This is a genomic window from Ruegeria sp. AB5 (assembly GCF_056542645.1).
Window position 1 is genome coordinate 39,729 of sequence record NZ_JBQGAE010000002.1, and the last position, 17,120, is coordinate 56,848.

A 17,120-nucleotide genomic window follows, 5' to 3' on the forward strand; every position below is an offset into this window, starting at 1 on the left:
ATGCGCGACGCATCAATCAATCCGGACCGAGACCTGATCGGACGCCCCATGCGTGTCAACCACCACCAACGTTGAAAATCCTCGCCCGGGATTGGGAATTTCAAATTCGCGCTGTCTCTGACCTGTCAGCACCGGCTTCCCGTCGGCCAGCAGGGAAAACGGGCCGACCCCGCCGCGCAGTTTGACGGTCAGAGGGGCTCCATTTGTCTCTAACACGGCCCGGTCGGGTGGAAACACCAGATCAGGCGCGCTTAGGTCTTTGTCAAATGCAGCGCTGCGCGGTTGAAACCGTTGCAGGGGTTGCGGCAGCTCGGCCGCGCCCAGGATCAGGGTTGATGGTGGCGGCGGACGCAGCGGCGCGGGTGCGGGTTTCAAAAGCCCGAAGGCCTCGAACAACAGAGGCGCCGCCAGCTCTCCTCCAAACGCGCCGGGAACCGGGGTCCCGTCGGCGCGACCCAGCCAGACCCCGATCACATGCTGCCCGTCAAACCCAATCGCCCAAGCGTCACGGTGCCCGTAGGAGGTGCCGGTTTTATAGGCCAGACCCTGTGTGGCCGCCCCCGACGGCGGAGCAAGCCCGGCCAGTATGTCAGCCACCTGCCACGCGGCGACATCCGACAGGGTACGCCCCGTCTGTGCCCGGTCAGCCAGCGCGTCGTGATACAGAACAGGCCCTTGTCCACCGGCTGCCAGCGTCGCGTAAAGCTGGACCAGATCATGCAGGCTGAGCCCGACGCCCCCTAGCGAGATCGCCAGACCCGGCGTGCCGCCGTCCAGTTTCGGGCGCGTTCCGGCGTCCTGTAGGGCGGCCATGATACGGGCGGGGCCCAGTTCATTCGTCAGCCTTACCACCGGAATGTTCAGCGACAATTTCAGCGCGTCGCGCACCCGTACATCGCCGCGAAACACGCCGTCGAAATTGCGCGGAGCGTAGCGGCCAAACATCACCGGGCTGTCGCTGATCAGGGTTTCGGGATGGGCCAGCCCCTGATCGAAGGCCAGCCCGTAGATCAGGGGTTTCAGCGTCGACCCGGGCGAGCGCAGCGCGCGGGTCATATCCACAAACCCCTGCCGCGCGTCCTGATAGCCGGCTGATCCGACCGAGGCCAGCACTTCGCCGCTGCGATGATCCGCCACGATCATTGCACCCGAAATGCGTGGCCCGGCCCGGGCGGCTGCCTGCGCGACCAGCGGCTCAAGCCGTGCTTGGAGTCCGGCATTCAGCGTCAGATCCAACACCTCTGATTCAGGGCTTTCGCGTCTCACGCGGTCCGTCAGGTGCGGCGCGAGGCGGGGAAAGGGCAACATTTGCTGTGGGACCCTCTCGGTCATCGCGCTGCGCATCTCAGCGCCCGACAGTATGCCGTGTCGTTCCATCCGCATCAGGACACGGTCGCGGGCATTGCGCGCCGCTACAGGCGCGCGATCCGGTCGCCGCCCTTCGGGGGATTGAGGCAGCGCGACCAGCAGCGCGGCCTGCGCAGGTGTCAATCGCTTGGGGTCTTTCCCGAACCACGCGCGCGCGCCTGCGCGGATGCCTTCCAGATTGCCGCCATATGGGGCGTGGATCAGGTAGAGGTTCAGTATCTGCTGTTTGGTCAGGTGCTGTTCCAGCGCCAATGCGACCCTAATTTGGCGGATTTTGCCGCTCCAACGTCCGGTCGGACCGTCCTCGATCAGCCGCGCGACCTGCATAGTCAGGGTTGATCCGCCCGAAACGGCGCGCCCATTCCAAAGCCTCTGCCGGACCGCGCGGGTCATCGCCAGTGGATCGACGCCCGGATGAGACCAGAACCGCTTGTCCTCGTACCGGATCAGCATGTCGGTAAAGTCGGGATCCACCGGGCCGGGTCGCATGCGCCAGATCCCGTCCGCGACAGGGAAAGCACGCAGCAAAACGCCATGTCGATCCCGCATTTCGACCGAGGTTTCGGCCAGAACCGGGGGCAACGCCGTGGCATCGACCCAGTCCTCCAACCGATCCCGCGCAAAAGCGGTCAGATAGAGCGCACCGGCCAGCATCAGCATTGCCCGCGCCGTTCTAAGCATCTCGGCACGCCTCTGAGTGATATGCCGTACCTCCGATCACCGGACCTCAACTCGCCCGGTGTCAGTCCGCGCCCGGTTTTGCGGGCGATACATATCCTCGACCGAGGCGGCAGGGTGGTGGAACGTACCCGGTGTGACCGCGCGCGCCACATAGGCCAGCGTCACGGTCTCTCGCCCGGACAGATCAACAGCGGCCAGAAATCGGTCCGAGCGGAACTCGGTATGCCTCGCCTCGGACAGGTCCAGCCAATCCAGCGCACGCACATCCCCCGAGCGCAACAGGCTTGGGTTGTCAATCTCGATCCCCGCCGCCAGAGGGTCGTCCACCATCAGCCGCGCACCGCCGTCTTCAAAAGGCGTGACCGTCAGAACCGTCACGAACCGGTCGCCAGTGATGAAAGTGGATGGATCAAGCGGCTCACCGTCCATTGAATAATAGACCCGTTCGATCGCATAGCCGGTGCCGCCGGCCTCGGGTGGCGTCTCGGGAATGCCTGTCACGGTCAGGGTGATGTCGGTTGGGGTGGCGCCCGTGGCGGTGATGTTCAACGAATCCCCAAACCCGGTCTCAAGCACGTGAACGAAAGGTCCAGAGACGGGCGCGCCGTTCACCATCAACCCGGAACCGGACGGGTCCGAAACCAACGCGTGAGCTGCCAGCAGCGACCATGAGGCTTCCTGAGTGGACATATACCGCCGCCCGGCGCTGACGCGCTGGATCAGTGCGTTGCGGTCCACGGCCTGACTGCCAGCATCTACGGCCAGCGTCAGCAGACCGGCAGCATCGCGCAGTGTGGTGCCGTAATCCGTACGCCAGCGATAGTCCTGTTGTGGGGGGTGCTGTTCCAGCATTCGGGCGGCACGGGTGAACATGGCGTCGGCGCGGGTCTGATCTCCGTAAGAGGCCAGAGCCGCACCGAGTTGAGCGGCGGCCAGCGGGGTGTCGAACGCGTCGCCCTTGGCATCCGCGTAGTATCGCAGGTCGCCCATCGAGGCCGCCCCTTCACGCGCCAGAACCATCAGGGCATAGGCGATGTCCTGTCCACCAGCGTCGAAATCGGGCGCATAGTTGATCCGGTTGCGCAGGTTGTCCATAGCCTGCGCAAAGGCACGGTCAGGCACCGCATGCCCTTGTGCGCGGGCACGTGACAGAAAGTCGGTGACATAGGCATCCAGCCAGAAATCCCCGCTGTTCGCACGCCACAGGCCGAATGCGCCGTTCGACGCTTGCCGGGTCAGGATGCTGCGGATCGCATCACTGATGCGCTGATCCACCAGTGGTCCGTCCCCCAGCCCCGTGGCCTGTGCGACGGATGACAGATAAAGCAGAGGCAGCGCCTTGCTGGTGATCTGCTCGGTGCAGCCATAGGGATAGCGATCCAGCTGGTCCAGCAGACCCGGCGTGTCGAACTTCGCCAAGGCTCCGGCAGAGAGAATGGCCTTGGCCGAGCCGGGCTGGAAGCCGTCAAAAACATCCTGCGTGAACAGGAAGCTATCGCCTTCACCCAGCGAAAACCGCCGTGTTTGAGCCACAACAGGATCATTTGCACGGATCGGCATCCGCAGGGCCTGCGACAGGTCGCGGCCATCTGGTGTCGTGATTGCAACGCTGATTTCCGGGTCGCCGATCGCAAGGGCGCGGATCGGGATTTCGAACACCGCCTTGCCACCATCTTCCAGTACAAACTTACCGGGGGCATTGCCCAGTTCCAGCCCCGAAGAGGTTGTCAGCCCCAGTGCCATCTCGCCCGAAGGTCCATCCGCATGCACGATCTCCAGCACCATCCGGCCTTGATCGCCGGGGGCCAGAAAGCGGGGCAGGCTGGCGGTGACGACGACCGGATCGCGGACGATCATCTCGGCTTCGGCCTGACCCACGGCTGAATTCGACCAGGCCACCGCCATCAACCGCACGGTGCCGTTGAAGGCAGGCAGGGGGATGTCGATCTCGACCTCTCCGGTTTCATCAACTTGCACCGGCCCGCTGAACACAGCCATCAGGTCCTGCGTGGGCGGTGGGGATTGCCGCCGCATCCCCGAACTGTCGCCGCCAGAGCGGACCGTTCCCATCGCGCCGTTCATGCCATCAATCAGTCGACCATAGACGTCGCGCAGATCGACACCCAGGCGACGTTGACCAAAGTAATATCTTTGCGGGTTCGGGCTCTGGAACCCTGTCAGGTTGAGGATGCCCACATCCACCGCCGCGAGCGTCAACCAGACCGGGTCATCGCCGCGGGCATTTTCGACCCTAATAAGGGCTTTTTGCGTTTGCCGAGGCGAAGTCACCTCGGGGACATCTATCGTCACGTCCAGCGTGCGGCCCACAGGTTCGACGGTTGCATGGGCCACGCCCATGGCCCGCGCAGGGTTCTGGCCTGCGGCGACATCCATCGGCCGGATCACGGTTGCGGTGACATAGGCACCGGCGCCCCAGTTCTCGGTCACTTCGATTGGGATCACGGAGTCCCCTTCGGGCACCTGGACCATCTGGCGGTGGATCAGCCGGTTTGACAAAACCTCGATCTGAGCCATCCCGGCCATACGCGAGACAATCCGCAATTGCGCGGTCTCGCCCGAGCGATAGCTGTCGCGGTCTAGCGACATCTCGAGCCGGTCAGGCGAAACCGAGGCATCCGCCGCCTGATACCATCCGGCGGAGAATTCGACCGCCGTTTCGGCATAGGGGCCATCAAGGCGCTGGACGACCAGCTCATACTGACCCCAATCGACAGGTTGCGTCAGGTCCAGCGGGTCTGTCGTCGTTTCAATCTCACCCGTAGCGATGCGCGTGCGGCGTGTGGTGGGTTCCCAATTCCAATTGCCATAGAGCTGATACCACTGATAGCGCGTTTCCACCTTGTTCAGCGTCCAACGCAGGCGCATGGGCTCTGGTGTCAGGTCGGGTGACAGGCCGACAATCTGAAAGGCGGCCTCGGTGCCCTCTTGCAGAACATCTTCAAACAGCGGACGTATCCCGATCATCGCCTGCGCCGACTGTACAGGGGCGGTCAGGCGGCGTTCGACCGGGCGGCCCGAGCCATCGGCGAGGCGGGCGATGACCACAGCCTCGACCGGTGCGCCATCAGTCTCTAACACGGGGATTTCGACGGGAATCGTGGCTTGCCCGGCCAGATCGGTCCGGGCATCGCCGAAATAGGTGCTGCGGGTCGAAGGTCTGGCGTCGTAGCGGCCAAAGCGATAGCTTTGATAGCCGGGAACTGTGTCAGCGGGGCGGGCGATGACCTGACCATCGATGCTCAGGTCCGCGCCCGGAGAACCAAACAGATACCGCGCGTCGATCTGCAAGGGCGGCGTGTCGCCCGGGCGCAAGGGCGCGTCCGGCAGCGACAGGTCAAAGTCGATGCGTTCCGGCAGGAAATCTTCGACCAGAACGGTCTGGCGGGCCAGCGCGTCACCCTTGGGATCGGACTTGACCTCGATCTTCCACGTCCCGCGCGGCACATCTGCCGCGACAGGCAGGGCAAAGACATATCCCCCCGCGACCTCACCATCCGAAACAGCGCGTCGGTATTCGACCCCATCCGGGCGCGAAAGAACGGCGGTCAGCGGCAGACCGTCGATTGCCTGTGCTGTGCTGTCACGCGACAGGGCAGTGACGTGTATCACCTCACCAGCGCGATAGGCCCCCCGGTCGGTGGTCAGGAACACGTCCACAGGTCCGGCAGGCGCGCGCCCCTCGACCCCGCGGTCCGACAGGTCAAAGGCCGGATCGGAGAGGGACAGAATGCTGAAATCGGTATCCCCGTCGGACACCATGACCAGAGCGGGCGCACTGCTCCCCTTGCCGCGTGTCAGACCGGGTTCAAACCGGACATAGCCGCTGGCATCCGTCTGACCTTTGGCGATTACCGCGTTTGTGTTTGAGATCAGCGAGACATCGATCGCCTCATGCGGCAGGGCATCGTCCAGACCGCGCACAGTGACATGCAGCCCATCTGTGCCAAGGGCAGTGCTGATCCCCAGATTGGTCAGCACAAACCATTGGGTCGCGCCGGGATCATCATAAGGATCAGCCCCCGGTAAGCGCGCCGTGAGCGCGTAGATACCGGCGGGTTGATCGGCTATCGCCTCGGCCATAGGCAGGCGGGCGGTCATGGTCTGGTTCAACTGGTTCGTAACCTCGGCAGTTCCGGTCCAGACATCCTCGGCGATTTCGTCGGAAAACTGCCGTTCCTGCCACTCGCTGAGCGGGCGGCCAAAGAAATCCTGCTGGAGGGCGCGGATCAAACTGCGGTCACTGACGCGCCTCAGGGTCAGGTTCAGTGTCGGAGTGTTGACCGTTTCAACGGGCAAAGCGGCATCTGCGGCTTTGGGCAGAACATAGCTACGCCCCGGAAACCGGACTGATGGCGCGCGATCACGCACATAGTGTGTCAATTCAACCGTTCTGTTCAGAACCTCCCCGGACGCGGCTGGAAGCCCCTCGCGCAGGGCAAGGCGATAGCGTTGACCGTGGGCAACACCATCGACGCAAAGGGATTTGCCATCCGGTTGGATCACCAGCCCCTGATCACTGCGCTGTACATAGGGATCATAGTCGACCCCGGCCTTGATCAGCGGTTCCGAGAATTCGACACAGATACGCGGCGTGGCAGCATTGCTTTCAACCGTGCTGTCGATGACACGGAAGCCATATTTATTGATCGCATCGTCCAAAGCGGCCAGCACGTCCGCCCGCGGTTGCACCTTTTCGGCCAGCCGCAAGGCCCAGACCATGTCCCGTCCGCGATCCACCGCCTCCAGCGCGTCGGCCATCGTCATCAAGGCGGCAATCTGAGTGCCCGGCGCCTCGGCCCGGAGATACCCGTTGATCGCAGCGCTGACGGCACGTTGGCGTTGCTCATTCCGGCTTCCGGTTGCGCCGGGTTTGGCGATCAGCAACAGCCGGGCGTAGTCGATCCATAGGTCCGGTGCATCACTCAGCGAGATCGCTGCCCCAGTCCACAGCATCGACAGACGGTTGTCATCTGCGGTCCGCGCAGCGTCCAGCAGGGCTTGCAGATCCCTGCCGCCGGCATTGTGAAGAAACCCAAGCTCCTGTGCCTGCTGTGCCGCACGGGCAAGGTCTTTCGAACCTAGGAAATCCAGCGCCTTGGCGCGTGTTTTCCCCAGTGTCAGAGTCTGTTCAGGGGTCGGTACTTTCTGGGCCGACAAAGCCCCCTGATACGGCTCTTGCCGGTTCACGCCGCTTTTGGGGAAACAGGCATTCGACCGGGTGTTGTAGGTAAAGGCGGTGCAGCGTTGATTGGCCGAGCAGGCCCGTATGCAGGACGCCAAATCCGTGTCGAACAGCGCGTCCAGATCAGAGCCGTAAAAATCCGCATCCCGCGTGGTGATGTAACGAAACTCGGGCATCACGGTCTGGGCAAGCGATGCCATCGGCAGGATCAGGCATGAAATGATGTAAGCACTTGAAATAAATACAAAGCGGCGCATGACGACCTCCTATTCCCCGTCAGCCTCGCACGCGGCCTGCTGGTCACGCAACGGCTTAAACACTTTTTCACCGGTTGGACGGATGCTGAGCGTGGAACGCACCAGGATCAATAACAATGAGTCTCGCACAGAAACTGGCACAGGAAAGACGCGCGCGTCTGGCGGCCGAGCGGATGCTGGAATTGAAACAGGCCGAGCTGTCCTCGGCCAACCGCAAGTTGGGCCGTCATGCCATGGCCCTGACCAAACGCATTGGCGAAACGCAGGCCGAGGTTGAGACGGTCCGCGGTGAGAATGAAAAGGTTAAATCCGATCTCACCGTTGCCAATGCCAAAATCGAGGTGGCCGAGCGGCGTCTGTGGCATTCGATCCAGACCATTCAGGATGGATTCGCCTTTTTCGATGGTGACAGCCGGTTGATCAGCGCCAACACGGCTTATCTGAGCGTGTTTGAGGGATTGGACGAGGTTGCACCGGGCATTTCCTACACGCGCATTCTGGAATTGCTCACGACTGAAGGGATCGTGGATATCGGTCATGAGGCAGCAGCAGACTGGTGCACCCGGATGCAGAACCGATGGGCGCAAACCAACCCCCGACCCGAGGTGATCCAACTGTGGAATGGCCAGTATATCCGCCTGATCGATCAACGCGGCAACAGTGGCGATGTGGTCAGCCTGGCGCTGAACATCACTGCCTCGGTCCGGCATGAAGCCGAGTTACAGGCCGCACGCGACCGCGCCGAGGCGGCAAACCGCGCCAAATCGGCCTTTCTGGCGAATATGAGCCACGAAATCCGCACGCCAATGAATGGCATTGTCGGCATGACCGAATTGCTGTCCGAAACACCGATGGACGAAGAGCAGCGGCTGTATGTGAATACGATCCACAATTCGGGTGAGGCGTTGCTGGTCATTATCAATGACGTGCTGGACTATTCAAAAATCGAAGCCGACAAGCTGATACTCCACCCAGAAAAATTTGATCTTGAACGTTGTATCCTCGAAGTGGCGATGCTGTTGCAGCCGGGGGTTCGGGACAAGGGCCTGACGCTGCTGGTGGATTACGACCTGTTCCTGCCAACACTCTTTGTCGGTGATCCGGGCCGGGTCCGGCAGATTCTGACCAATCTGGTGGGCAATGCCGTCAAGTTCACCAGCGACGGGCACGTGCTGATCCGGGTCACCGGTGTCCCGCATCCAGATACGCAGGATTGCGATGTTCATATTGCAATCGAGGATACCGGGATTGGCATCGAAGCGGACAAGATCGGGCACATCTTTGGTGAATTCAATCAGGTCGAGGACGAGCGCAACCGCCAATTCGAAGGCACCGGTTTGGGTCTTGCGATCACCAAACGCCTGATCACAATGATGGGCGGCACCGTCTGGGTCGAAAGCGAGGTGGGGCAGGGCTCTTGTTTCGGTTTCCGGATGTCCTTGCCCACCGCCGAGGGTCCACAGCCTGTACCGCCTGATCTGCACGGACGACTGAAGCATGTGATGGTGGTCGCGGGTTTGGCGGTTAACCGGGCGATCCTTGCCAAACAACTCGGGCGTCTTGGGGCAGAAGTGACTGTTTGCACCTCAGGGGGCGAGGCCCTGACAAAGCTTGACGCTTCGATTGACTTGATCCTTTGTGACCACGACCTGCCCGACATGGATGGTTTGGATTTGGCAACAACCGCCAAGGATCGCGGCTGGTCGGACCTGCCGGTGGTGATCATGTCCGCCAATCCCGGCGTCATTCATACCAACCCGGCACGGCACCTGATCGAGGGTGTCCTGCAGAAGCCGATCCCCCGGTCAGAACTGTACAGCCGATTGACCGGGTTGGACGGTGTTGCGTTGAAACCTGCGCCCACCGCCCCCGATCCCGGTCCTGTCACCGAAGGCGAGCGGCTTATGCGCGTTCTGGCGGCTGAGGACAATCGCACCAACCAATTGATTTTGAAAAAGATGGTCAAAGACCTGAACATCGACCTGCAGTTTGCAAACAATGGGATCGAGGTGGTCGAAGCCCATCAAGAGTTTGCCCCGGACCTGATTTTCATGGATATCTCCATGCCGAAAATGGACGGCAAACAGGCCACGGCAGAAATCCGACGCCGCGAGATTGAAACCGGGCGTCATGTCCCTATCGTGGCGTTGACAGCGCACGCAATGGCTGGGGACGATCAGGGCATTTTGTCGGCAGGGCTTGATCACTACCTGACCAAACCGCTGCATAAGAAACTGATCCACCAAATGATTTTGGATCATCGCCCGGACGGTGCCCAGCCGGTTGAACAGGGGCGTGACTGACGAAGGAACTTGGCGCCCATGCGCCCCGGTCGCACGCTGGTTTCCTGTTTCTTAGGCGGATCGTAGGCATCCCGGCGGGGGCGACTGGTTCGCCCCTGTTTCTACACGTCAAACCTGATAGGGGCGCACGAACACCGGCTTGTCGTCACTTGAAAGGTCCGGGCGATATGCATAGCCTCCACTGTCGAAGTCCGTCATCCCTTTGGGGTCGGTGAGGCGGCGTTGAATGATGTACCGCGCCATCGCACCGCGTGCTTTTTTGGCAATGAAACTCACGATTTTCGGGGTGCCAGCCTTGTCTTCCATGAAGACCGGCGTGATCACGCGCAGATTCAGCGCCTTCAGATCAACGGCACCAAAATACTCCTGGCTGGCGCAGTTCACCAGTACGTCGCTTCCGACCTCGTTGGCCTGCGCGTTTAGAGATTTGCTCAACTGGTCACGCCAATACTCATACAGGTTTTTCCCGCGTCGGGTTTTCAGCTTGCTCCCCATCTCCAGCCGATAGGGCTGGATCGCATCCAGCGGACGCAAAACACCATAAAGACCCGATAGAATGCGAAGGTGGTCCTGCGCCCATGCCAATTCATCCGCATCCAGCGAGGCGGCTTCAAGACCCTGATACGTGTCCCCGGCAAAAGCCAGAGCGGCGGGGCGTGTATCCTCGGGCTCGGGTGTGTTGGCAAAGTCGCGATAGCGGTCGCGGTTCAGACGCGCCAGATCATCGCTGAGATCCATCAGCTTCTTCAAATCGCCCAGGGTTAGATTTCGGGCCGTTTTGGACAGACGGATCGCGTCATCCTGAAAATCGGGCTGTGTGACCGCGATGTCCCGTTCTGCCCAGTCCAGCCGCTTGGCCGGGGAAATGACTACCAGCATATCCGCCCTCTTTACTTGCCTGTTGCAGGGTATCTAGTCCGCATCCTGCAGCACGTCCAGAAAGGCCGCGCCAAACCGTTCGTGACGGCGGTCGCCCAACACCTTTTCAATCCCGCGCGCATCCTCAGCGCGCAACTGCGCGACCTTGGCCAATTGCGAGGCGGAACAGGTCAATGGTTTGTCGATCCCCTCCGGGCCGCGCGACAATTGAGACTGCACTTCGAGCAAACGGTCATAAATCTCACCCTGATCGCGGCCAGCCAGTTTACGGCGCGCAGGGTGAACGGTTGCAACTTCGCCCGCGATGACCTCAAGAAAGGTATCGCCATAGCGTTCCAGTTTCTTGGCTCCGACGCCGCCGATCCGGGCCATGTCGTCCAGTGTCATCGGGCGCGTCTCGGCCATTTCGATCAGGGTGCGGTCGGGGAAAATGACATAGGCCGGAACCCGCGCGGATTCGGCCAGCGCACGGCGTTTGGCCTTGAGCGCGCTGAGCAGCGGTGCGTCTTCTTCCGACACCATCTCTTTGACGGCAGGACGGCGAGTCGCCTTGCGGATCGTGTCTTTGCGCAGGTTGATCTGCGCTTCGCCTTTCAGGATCGGCTTGGCGGCCTCGGTCATGCGCAGGGCGCCGTGGCGGTCAGGATCGGGACGAACCAGATCGTGGCCCATCATCTGTCGGAAGATGGCCTGCCATTGCGGGCGCGACCAGTCTTTGCCAATGCCCCAGGTGGACAACGTGTCATGACGGCGGGCGCGGATTTTGTCGGTCTCATTGCCCAGCAGGATGTCGATCAGATGGCCCGCGCCGAACCATTCTTCGGTGCGCAGGATTGCCGACAGGGCCATGCGGACCGGGGTTGTGCCATCGAACACCTCGGGCGGGCTGTCACACAGATCGCATTTGCCGCAGGGTTCGATCTGTTCGCCGAAATAGCCCAGCAGGGTCTGGCGGCGACAGTGCAACGCCTCGGCCAGACCCAACAAGGCATTCAGCCGGGCATGGTCAGCCATGCGCCGCTCAGCAGGGGCCAGGCCTTCGTCGATCTGTGACCGGCGCAGGCGTATGTCGTCGTGGCCAAACAGCGTCAAGGTTTCGGCGGGACCGCCATCGCGGCCCGCGCGGCCGATTTCCTGATAATAGGCCTCGATCGATTTGGGCAGATCCGCATGGGCGACCCAGCGGATGTCGGGTTTGTCGATGCCCATGCCAAAGGCCACCGTGGCCACCACGATCAGCCCGTCCTCGCGGGCAAAGCGGGTCTCGACAATGCGGCGGTCTTCGGGATCCATGCCGCCGTGATAGTGACAGGCAGAGTGGCCTTCGGCGCGCAGGGCCTGTGCCAGAACCTCAGTCTTGTTACGGGTGCCGCAATAGACGATGCCGGATTGACCCTTTCGCGCCCCGGCAAAGTCGAGGATCTGTTTGCGCGGCCCGTCCTTGGCAGCAAAGGCCAGGTGGATATTGGGCCGGTCAAACCCGCGCAGGAACTTGCGCGGGGCCGCGCCGTCAAACAGCTTTTCGACGATCTCGTCCTGGGTTTCCGCATCCGCCGTGGCGGTGAAGGCGGCCAGGGGCACGTTCAGCGCGCGCCGCAGCTCTCCGATCCGCAGGTAGTCGGGGCGGAAATCATGGCCCCATTGGCTGACGCAATGGGCCTCATCCACGGCGATCAGGCTGACATTGATCCGTCGCAGCATGCCCAGGGCCGACCCGGCGGCCAGACGTTCGGGGGCCATGTACAGCAGCTTGAGCCGCCCGGCCTCCAGCGCCTCCCACACGGCATCGGTTTCTTCGGGGGTATTGCCGGAGGTCAGCGCGCCGGCCTCAACCCCGGCCTCTTGCAATCCGCGCACCTGATCGCGCATCAGGGCAATCAGCGGTGAGATCACCACCGTGACCCCGTCGCGCAGCAGGGCAGGCAGTTGGAAACACAGGGATTTACCGCCGCCCGTGGGCATGATGGCCAGCACGTTTTCGCCCAGCGTGACGGCATCGACGATCTCTTCCTGACCGGGGCGGAAGGCGTCGAATCCAAAGACATCTCGCAGCAATGGCGCGGAGTCGAACATGCGGGGATGGCCCTGTTTTATGGTTTATCTGCTCTTAAAACAGGACCATCACATACTAAGATTCGGTGAACAAGAGGTCAGACGAAATAGACCATATTGTTGATCAGGATGATCCGCAGCGCATAGACGGCGATCAACACCACCAATGGGGTCAGATCGAGCCCGCCCATATTCGGCAGGAAGCGTCGGATTGGACCATAGATAGGCTCTAAAATCCGATTCAGACCGTACCAGATTTGCGCGACCAGTTGTTGATGCAGGTTGAGCACCTGAAAGTTGATCAGCCAGCTCATGATCACATGGGCAAGAATGATGAACCAGACAATGTCCAGGATCAGCAGCAGGATTTGGATCAGCGACAGCATGGGCACTCCGTTCTTTGTCGGACTGAGACCTAAGCGCCCCTGCCGCAAAGAGCAAGTCTGCGCCAATTGAAAGCTTGCGAAATGGGTCAAAGCCCCGTCTTATGAAAGCAAAGAAGAACAGGGGCAGAGATGGCAGAGATTTCCAAGCGCAAGCGCATTTGGGGCTGGTGGTTCTTCGACTGGGCCAGTCAGCCCTATCACACCTTGCTGGTGACCTTTGTCTTTGGTCCCTATTTCGCAGGTGTCGCTGCCGGATTTTATTCGAACACCGGGCTGGATGCAGAAGCCGCCGCCGCGCAAGCCCAGACAGTCTGGGCAAATTGCCTGACGATCACCGGGCTGATCATCGCTTTCGGTGCGCCTTTGCTGGGGGCGATGGCGGATGTGTCGGGGCGCCGCATTCCGTGGATATTTGGCTTTTCGGTCATGTATGCGGTGGGATCTGCCGCGTTGTGGTACGCGATGCCCGATGGCTCGAACATGTGGCTGATGCTGTCGGCTTTTGGGCTTGGTTTCGTGGGCGCGGAATATGCGCTGATCTTCATCAACTCTCAGTTGCCTGAGTTGGGTGACGACAATGAAGTGGGCGAGATTTCAGGCTCGGGCTTTGCGTTTGGCTATTTTGGCGGTTTGATCTCGCTGGCGATCATGCTGTTGTTGTTTGTGGAACAGCCCAACGGCAAGACACTGATCGGAATGGCCCCGATATTGGGGCTGGATGCGGCCAACCAGGAGGGTACTCGCTTTGTCGGCCCCTTTACCGCCGGGTGGTTCATTCTGTTCATGGTCCCTTACTTCCTGTGGGTTCGAGACGAACCGGACAGCAATAAAACCGGTAGTCTGGGCGAGGCACTGCGCCTGCTGCGCAAATCAGTTTCTGACCTGCGCCATAGGATTTCCTTGGCAACTTATCTGGGTTCGTCGATGTTCTACAGGGACGGGTTGAACGGGTTGTACAGTTTCGGCGGTGTCTATGCGCGGCTTGTGCTGGAATGGGACCTGATCAAGATCGGTGTCTTCGGGATTGTCAGCGTTCTGGCCTCGGCAGTTTTTGCCTGGATCGGTGGTAAGCTGGACAAGAAATATGGCCCTAAACCGGTTATTCTGGTGTCAATCTGGATTCTCATCTTTGTATGCCTCACCGTGGTGTCGATGGATCGGACGCAGATCTATGGGATTTCGCTGCCCGAAGGGTCCGGACTGCCAGATCTGGTCTTCTTTGGGTGCGGCGTGTTGATCGGGGGTATGGGTGGGATCCTGCAATCGGCCAGCCGATCTTTGATGGTACGCCATACCGATCCCGCCGCTCCGGTCGAGAGCTTTGGCTTGTATGGACTGTCGGGGCGCGCGACGGCCTTTGCTGCGCCGCTTTTGATCGGAATTGCAACAACAGTCACCGGCAGCGCGCGTCTGGGGGTGTCACCGATCATCCTGTTGTTTATTCTGGGCCTATTCCTGATGCGCTGGGTCAGACCGGAAGGGGATCAGAGCAGATGATATTACAACGTTTTTTGACAATACTGACCGCACTTTTCCTGGCAAACACTGCCGCCGCAGAACCGCTTGCAAAGCAATTGTTCGGGACGCAGAGGGTCAGTTCACAACAAAAACCCGCCGCTTTCGGCAGTTATTCGCGCGGATGCGCGGCCGGGTCCGTGCAGTTGCCGGAAACCGGGCCGACATGGCAGGCGATGCGATTGTCGCGAAACCGCAACTGGGGGCATCCGGATGCGATAGACTATGTGCAGGATCTCAGCAGGTTTGCGGCCAGGCAACCGGGTTGGAACGGCCTGTATGTAGGGGATATCAGCCAACCGAGGGGTGGGCCGATGACCTCTGGTCATCGCTCGCACCAATTGGGTCTGGATATCGATATCTGGATGCTGCCAGGCGACAATATGCGCCTCAGCCGCAAAGCCCGTGAGAATCTCTCATCGATTTCCCTGCGCCGTTCGAATGGCGCTTTTGTAAACGGCAACTGGACCAAACAGCACCATGCGGTTCTTCGCGAGGCCGCAAAAGACAAGCGCGTCGCGCGGATTTTTGTGTTTCCCGGTGCAAAGGTGCAGATGTGCAAGGATGAGACTGGCAACCGCGCTTATCTGCGCAAGATCAGGCCGTGGTGGGGGCATCACTACCACTTTCATGTGCGTCTGAAATGCCCGCGGGGATCGAAAGGATGCGTCAATCAGGACCAGCCGCCCAAGGGTGATGGATGTGCGCAAGCACAGGAATGGGTGAACAACATCCTCAACCCGCCACCACCGGACCCGAATGCCCCGGCCCCGAAGAAACGTCGTGAGTATGTTCTGGCGGATTTGCCCCAACAATGCGCAGCTGTTTTGTCGTCCAACTGATCGCAGCCGTCCTGTTGGCAGGGCCAACCGGTGCGGTCGAGGAAAAAACCTCAACCTTTGTGGGCAGCTATGTCTGGCACGAGGCAGCCGATTGGTTTGGCGGGTTTTCCGCACTCCATGTTTCAGATAGCGGACAAAGCATGATGGTCCTCAGCGATCGGGCCACAGTTGTGACCGCCAGCATGGAGCGCGATTCCAAGCAGATCACAGGGATCGAAATATTGGGGCACTGGTCTGTTCTATCCAGCAAAGGGCGCAGGTTGCCGGGTTACACCGGGGATTCCGAAGGCATCGCCTTAGCGCCGGATGGCGGGTTCTTCATTTCGTTCGAAGGTGTTCATCGTCTGGCCTACTACCCTGCTCCCGGAACTCCGGCAGAGGTTCTTCCTCGGCCCAGAAACTTTCAGTCGCTGGCGCACAATGGATCGTTCGAGGCGCTAGCAATCGACAAGCAGGGGCGGCTTTACACAATGACCGAGGAAAGCCGTACCCTTCGCGGGGACATTCCTGTCTATCGATGGGATGGCAGCAATTGGTCTTTGCCCTTTGTTTTGCCCCCCCGCGGGGACTTTTCGCCCGTCGCTGCGGATTTCGGACCCGATGACAGGCTGTACGTTCTGGAACGCGATGTGTCCGTGATCGGGTTTCGATCGCGGTTGCGACGATGGAGCGTGAACGAAGATGTACCTGAGGATGAGGAAATCCTGTTCGAAACCGGTAGCGGCACGCATGACAATCTTGAAGGGTTGTCGGTCTGGCGCGATGATCAGAACCGTCTGCGCGCCACCATGATCTCGGACGACAACTTTCTGGCCCTTCAACGAACCGAACTGGTCGAATATCTGCTGCCCGATTGACAGGCCGCTGGCAAAGGTCTAAACGCCCAGCTTGCCTTGGGATGAACCCTTGGCCAAGTCGCCGCTACCTTGTCAAAACGGGCATCTGAAAATGCAACGCTCTTATATTCCCGGCATCATAGCCATGGCCGCCATTGTCGTGGCCTCAAACATTCTGGTCCAGTTCCTCATCTTTGATGGGCTGTTAACCTGGGGTGCCTTCACCTATCCGCTGGCCTTTCTGGTCACGGACATCATGAACCGCGTCTACGGCGTGGGTCCGGCCCGCAAGGTCGTATTCGCCGGCTTTGTCACCGGTATCATCTGCTCGCTGATCGGTAGCCAGATCATGCTGCAGGGCGACGGCTTCGAATATGCCGCCGTTCCGCTACGGATCGCAGTTGCCTCGGGCACCGCCTTCCTGATCGCGCAGCTGACCGATGTCACTGTGTTCAACGCCATGCGTGGTGGCCGCTGGTGGCGAGCGCCGCTGGTTTCGACTCTGGTCGGATCGGCGCTAGACACCGCGATCTTCTTTACGCTGGCCTTCTCGGCCTCGGTCACATTCTTCGGTGCCAACGCTGACGCAGCAATCAACTGGGCATGGGAGCCTGTGCCGTTCATGCTGTCCGGCCCGATGGCTCCGCTATGGGTCACGCTGGCCTTTGCGGACTGGTTGGTGAAGCTGTCACTGGCCCTGATCGCCCTGATCCCCTTCAAGGTGATCGTCGCCCGTCTAACTGCCGCACAGCCTGCATAAAAAAGTGCTTTGAGAATGGCGCATCTTGTGTCAGGCTC

At 60.7% G+C, this 17,120-nt stretch carries 10 protein-coding genes; 5 read left to right on the forward strand and 5 right to left on the reverse strand.

Annotated elements, in window-relative coordinates:
- Positions 1 to 12: 12 nt before the first annotated feature.
- Together pbpC and ACR0L4_RS05475 are read right to left on the reverse strand one after the other, a co-directional pair.
- Positions 13 to 2,049 carry a penicillin-binding protein 1C gene (pbpC, locus tag ACR0L4_RS05470; RefSeq protein ID WP_480511220.1) on the reverse strand — a complete coding sequence of 679 codons (2,037 nt, stop codon included), beginning with the start codon at positions 2,047 to 2,049 and terminating at the stop codon, positions 13 to 15.
- 36 nt (positions 2,050 to 2,085) lie between these two features.
- Positions 2,086 to 7,509, reverse strand: coding sequence for an alpha-2-macroglobulin family protein (locus ACR0L4_RS05475; RefSeq protein WP_480511222.1), 5,424 nt, complete (start codon positions 7,507 to 7,509; stop codon positions 2,086 to 2,088).
- A 116-nt stretch (positions 7,510 to 7,625) separates the two neighbouring features.
- Between ACR0L4_RS05475 and ACR0L4_RS05480 the strand changes: the two genes are divergently transcribed.
- On the forward strand, positions 7,626 to 9,812 hold the full coding sequence (locus tag ACR0L4_RS05480) for a response regulator (RefSeq protein WP_480511224.1): 2,187 nt from the start codon (positions 7,626 to 7,628) through the stop codon (positions 9,810 to 9,812).
- 108 nt (positions 9,813 to 9,920) lie between these two features.
- On the opposite strand, the gene yaaA is transcribed toward ACR0L4_RS05480, so the two are convergent.
- The 3 genes from yaaA to ACR0L4_RS05495 form a co-directional block, all read right to left on the reverse strand.
- The gene (gene yaaA, locus ACR0L4_RS05485; RefSeq protein ID WP_480511226.1) at positions 9,921 to 10,691 is read right to left on the reverse strand and encodes a peroxide stress protein YaaA; all 771 of its coding nucleotides are present in this window, start codon (positions 10,689 to 10,691) and stop codon (positions 9,921 to 9,923) included.
- Between the two features lie 33 nt (positions 10,692 to 10,724).
- A complete protein-coding gene (gene recQ / locus ACR0L4_RS05490; RefSeq protein WP_480511228.1) occupies positions 10,725 to 12,764 on the reverse strand; it encodes a DNA helicase RecQ in 2,040 nt (679 codons plus the stop codon).
- A 77-nt stretch (positions 12,765 to 12,841) separates the two neighbouring features.
- Positions 12,842 to 13,129: a YggT family protein gene (locus ACR0L4_RS05495; protein WP_170750215.1), complete on the reverse strand. Its 288-nt coding sequence runs from the start codon at positions 13,127 to 13,129 to the stop codon at positions 12,842 to 12,844.
- A 129-nt stretch (positions 13,130 to 13,258) separates the two neighbouring features.
- On the opposite strand from ACR0L4_RS05495, the gene ACR0L4_RS05500 reads away from it, so the two are divergent.
- The 4 genes from ACR0L4_RS05500 to ACR0L4_RS05515 all read left to right on the forward strand — a co-directional run bounded on the left by ACR0L4_RS05500 (position 13,259) and on the right by ACR0L4_RS05515 (position 17,082).
- Positions 13,259 to 14,626 (forward strand): MFS transporter, encoded by a 1,368-nt coding sequence (locus ACR0L4_RS05500; RefSeq protein ID WP_480511231.1) that lies wholly within the window; start codon positions 13,259 to 13,261, stop codon positions 14,624 to 14,626.
- The gene (gene mepA / locus ACR0L4_RS05505) at positions 14,623 to 15,486 is read left to right on the forward strand and encodes a penicillin-insensitive murein endopeptidase (protein WP_480511233.1); all 864 of its coding nucleotides are present in this window, start codon (positions 14,623 to 14,625) and stop codon (positions 15,484 to 15,486) included. Before ACR0L4_RS05500 ends, mepA begins: the two co-directional genes overlap by 4 nt.
- Positions 15,459 to 16,343, forward strand: a complete 885-nt coding sequence (locus ACR0L4_RS05510) for an esterase-like activity of phytase family protein (RefSeq protein WP_480511235.1) — start codon at positions 15,459 to 15,461, stop codon at positions 16,341 to 16,343. Before mepA ends, ACR0L4_RS05510 begins: the two co-directional genes overlap by 28 nt.
- Before the next feature lie 91 nt (positions 16,344 to 16,434).
- Complete coding sequence (locus tag ACR0L4_RS05515) at positions 16,435 to 17,082, forward strand: queuosine precursor transporter (protein ID WP_170750211.1); 648 nt, start codon at positions 16,435 to 16,437, stop codon at positions 17,080 to 17,082.
- Positions 17,083 to 17,120 lie beyond the last annotated feature (38 nt).

Excerpts from the sequence above, each read along its gene's own strand:
- pbpC (WP_480511220.1), bottom strand. The coding sequence starts at position 2,049 with ATGCTTAGAACGGCGCGGGCAATGCTGATGCTGGCCGGTGCGCTCTAT.
- ACR0L4_RS05475 (WP_480511222.1), bottom strand. The coding sequence starts at position 7,509 with ATGCGCCGCTTTGTATTTATTTCAAGTGCTTACATCATTTCATGCCTG.
- ACR0L4_RS05480 (WP_480511224.1), top strand. The coding sequence starts at position 7,626 with ATGAGTCTCGCACAGAAACTGGCACAGGAAAGACGCGCGCGTCTGGCG.
- yaaA (WP_480511226.1), bottom strand. The coding sequence starts at position 10,691 with ATGCTGGTAGTCATTTCCCCGGCCAAGCGGCTGGACTGGGCAGAACGG.
- recQ (WP_480511228.1), bottom strand. The coding sequence starts at position 12,764 with ATGTTCGACTCCGCGCCATTGCTGCGAGATGTCTTTGGATTCGACGCC.
- ACR0L4_RS05495 (WP_170750215.1), bottom strand. The coding sequence starts at position 13,129 with ATGCTGTCGCTGATCCAAATCCTGCTGCTGATCCTGGACATTGTCTGG.
- ACR0L4_RS05500 (WP_480511231.1), top strand. The coding sequence starts at position 13,259 with ATGGCAGAGATTTCCAAGCGCAAGCGCATTTGGGGCTGGTGGTTCTTC.
- mepA (WP_480511233.1), top strand. The coding sequence starts at position 14,623 with ATGATATTACAACGTTTTTTGACAATACTGACCGCACTTTTCCTGGCA.
- ACR0L4_RS05510 (WP_480511235.1), top strand. The coding sequence starts at position 15,459 with ATGCGCAGCTGTTTTGTCGTCCAACTGATCGCAGCCGTCCTGTTGGCA.
- ACR0L4_RS05515 (WP_170750211.1), top strand. The coding sequence starts at position 16,435 with ATGCAACGCTCTTATATTCCCGGCATCATAGCCATGGCCGCCATTGTC.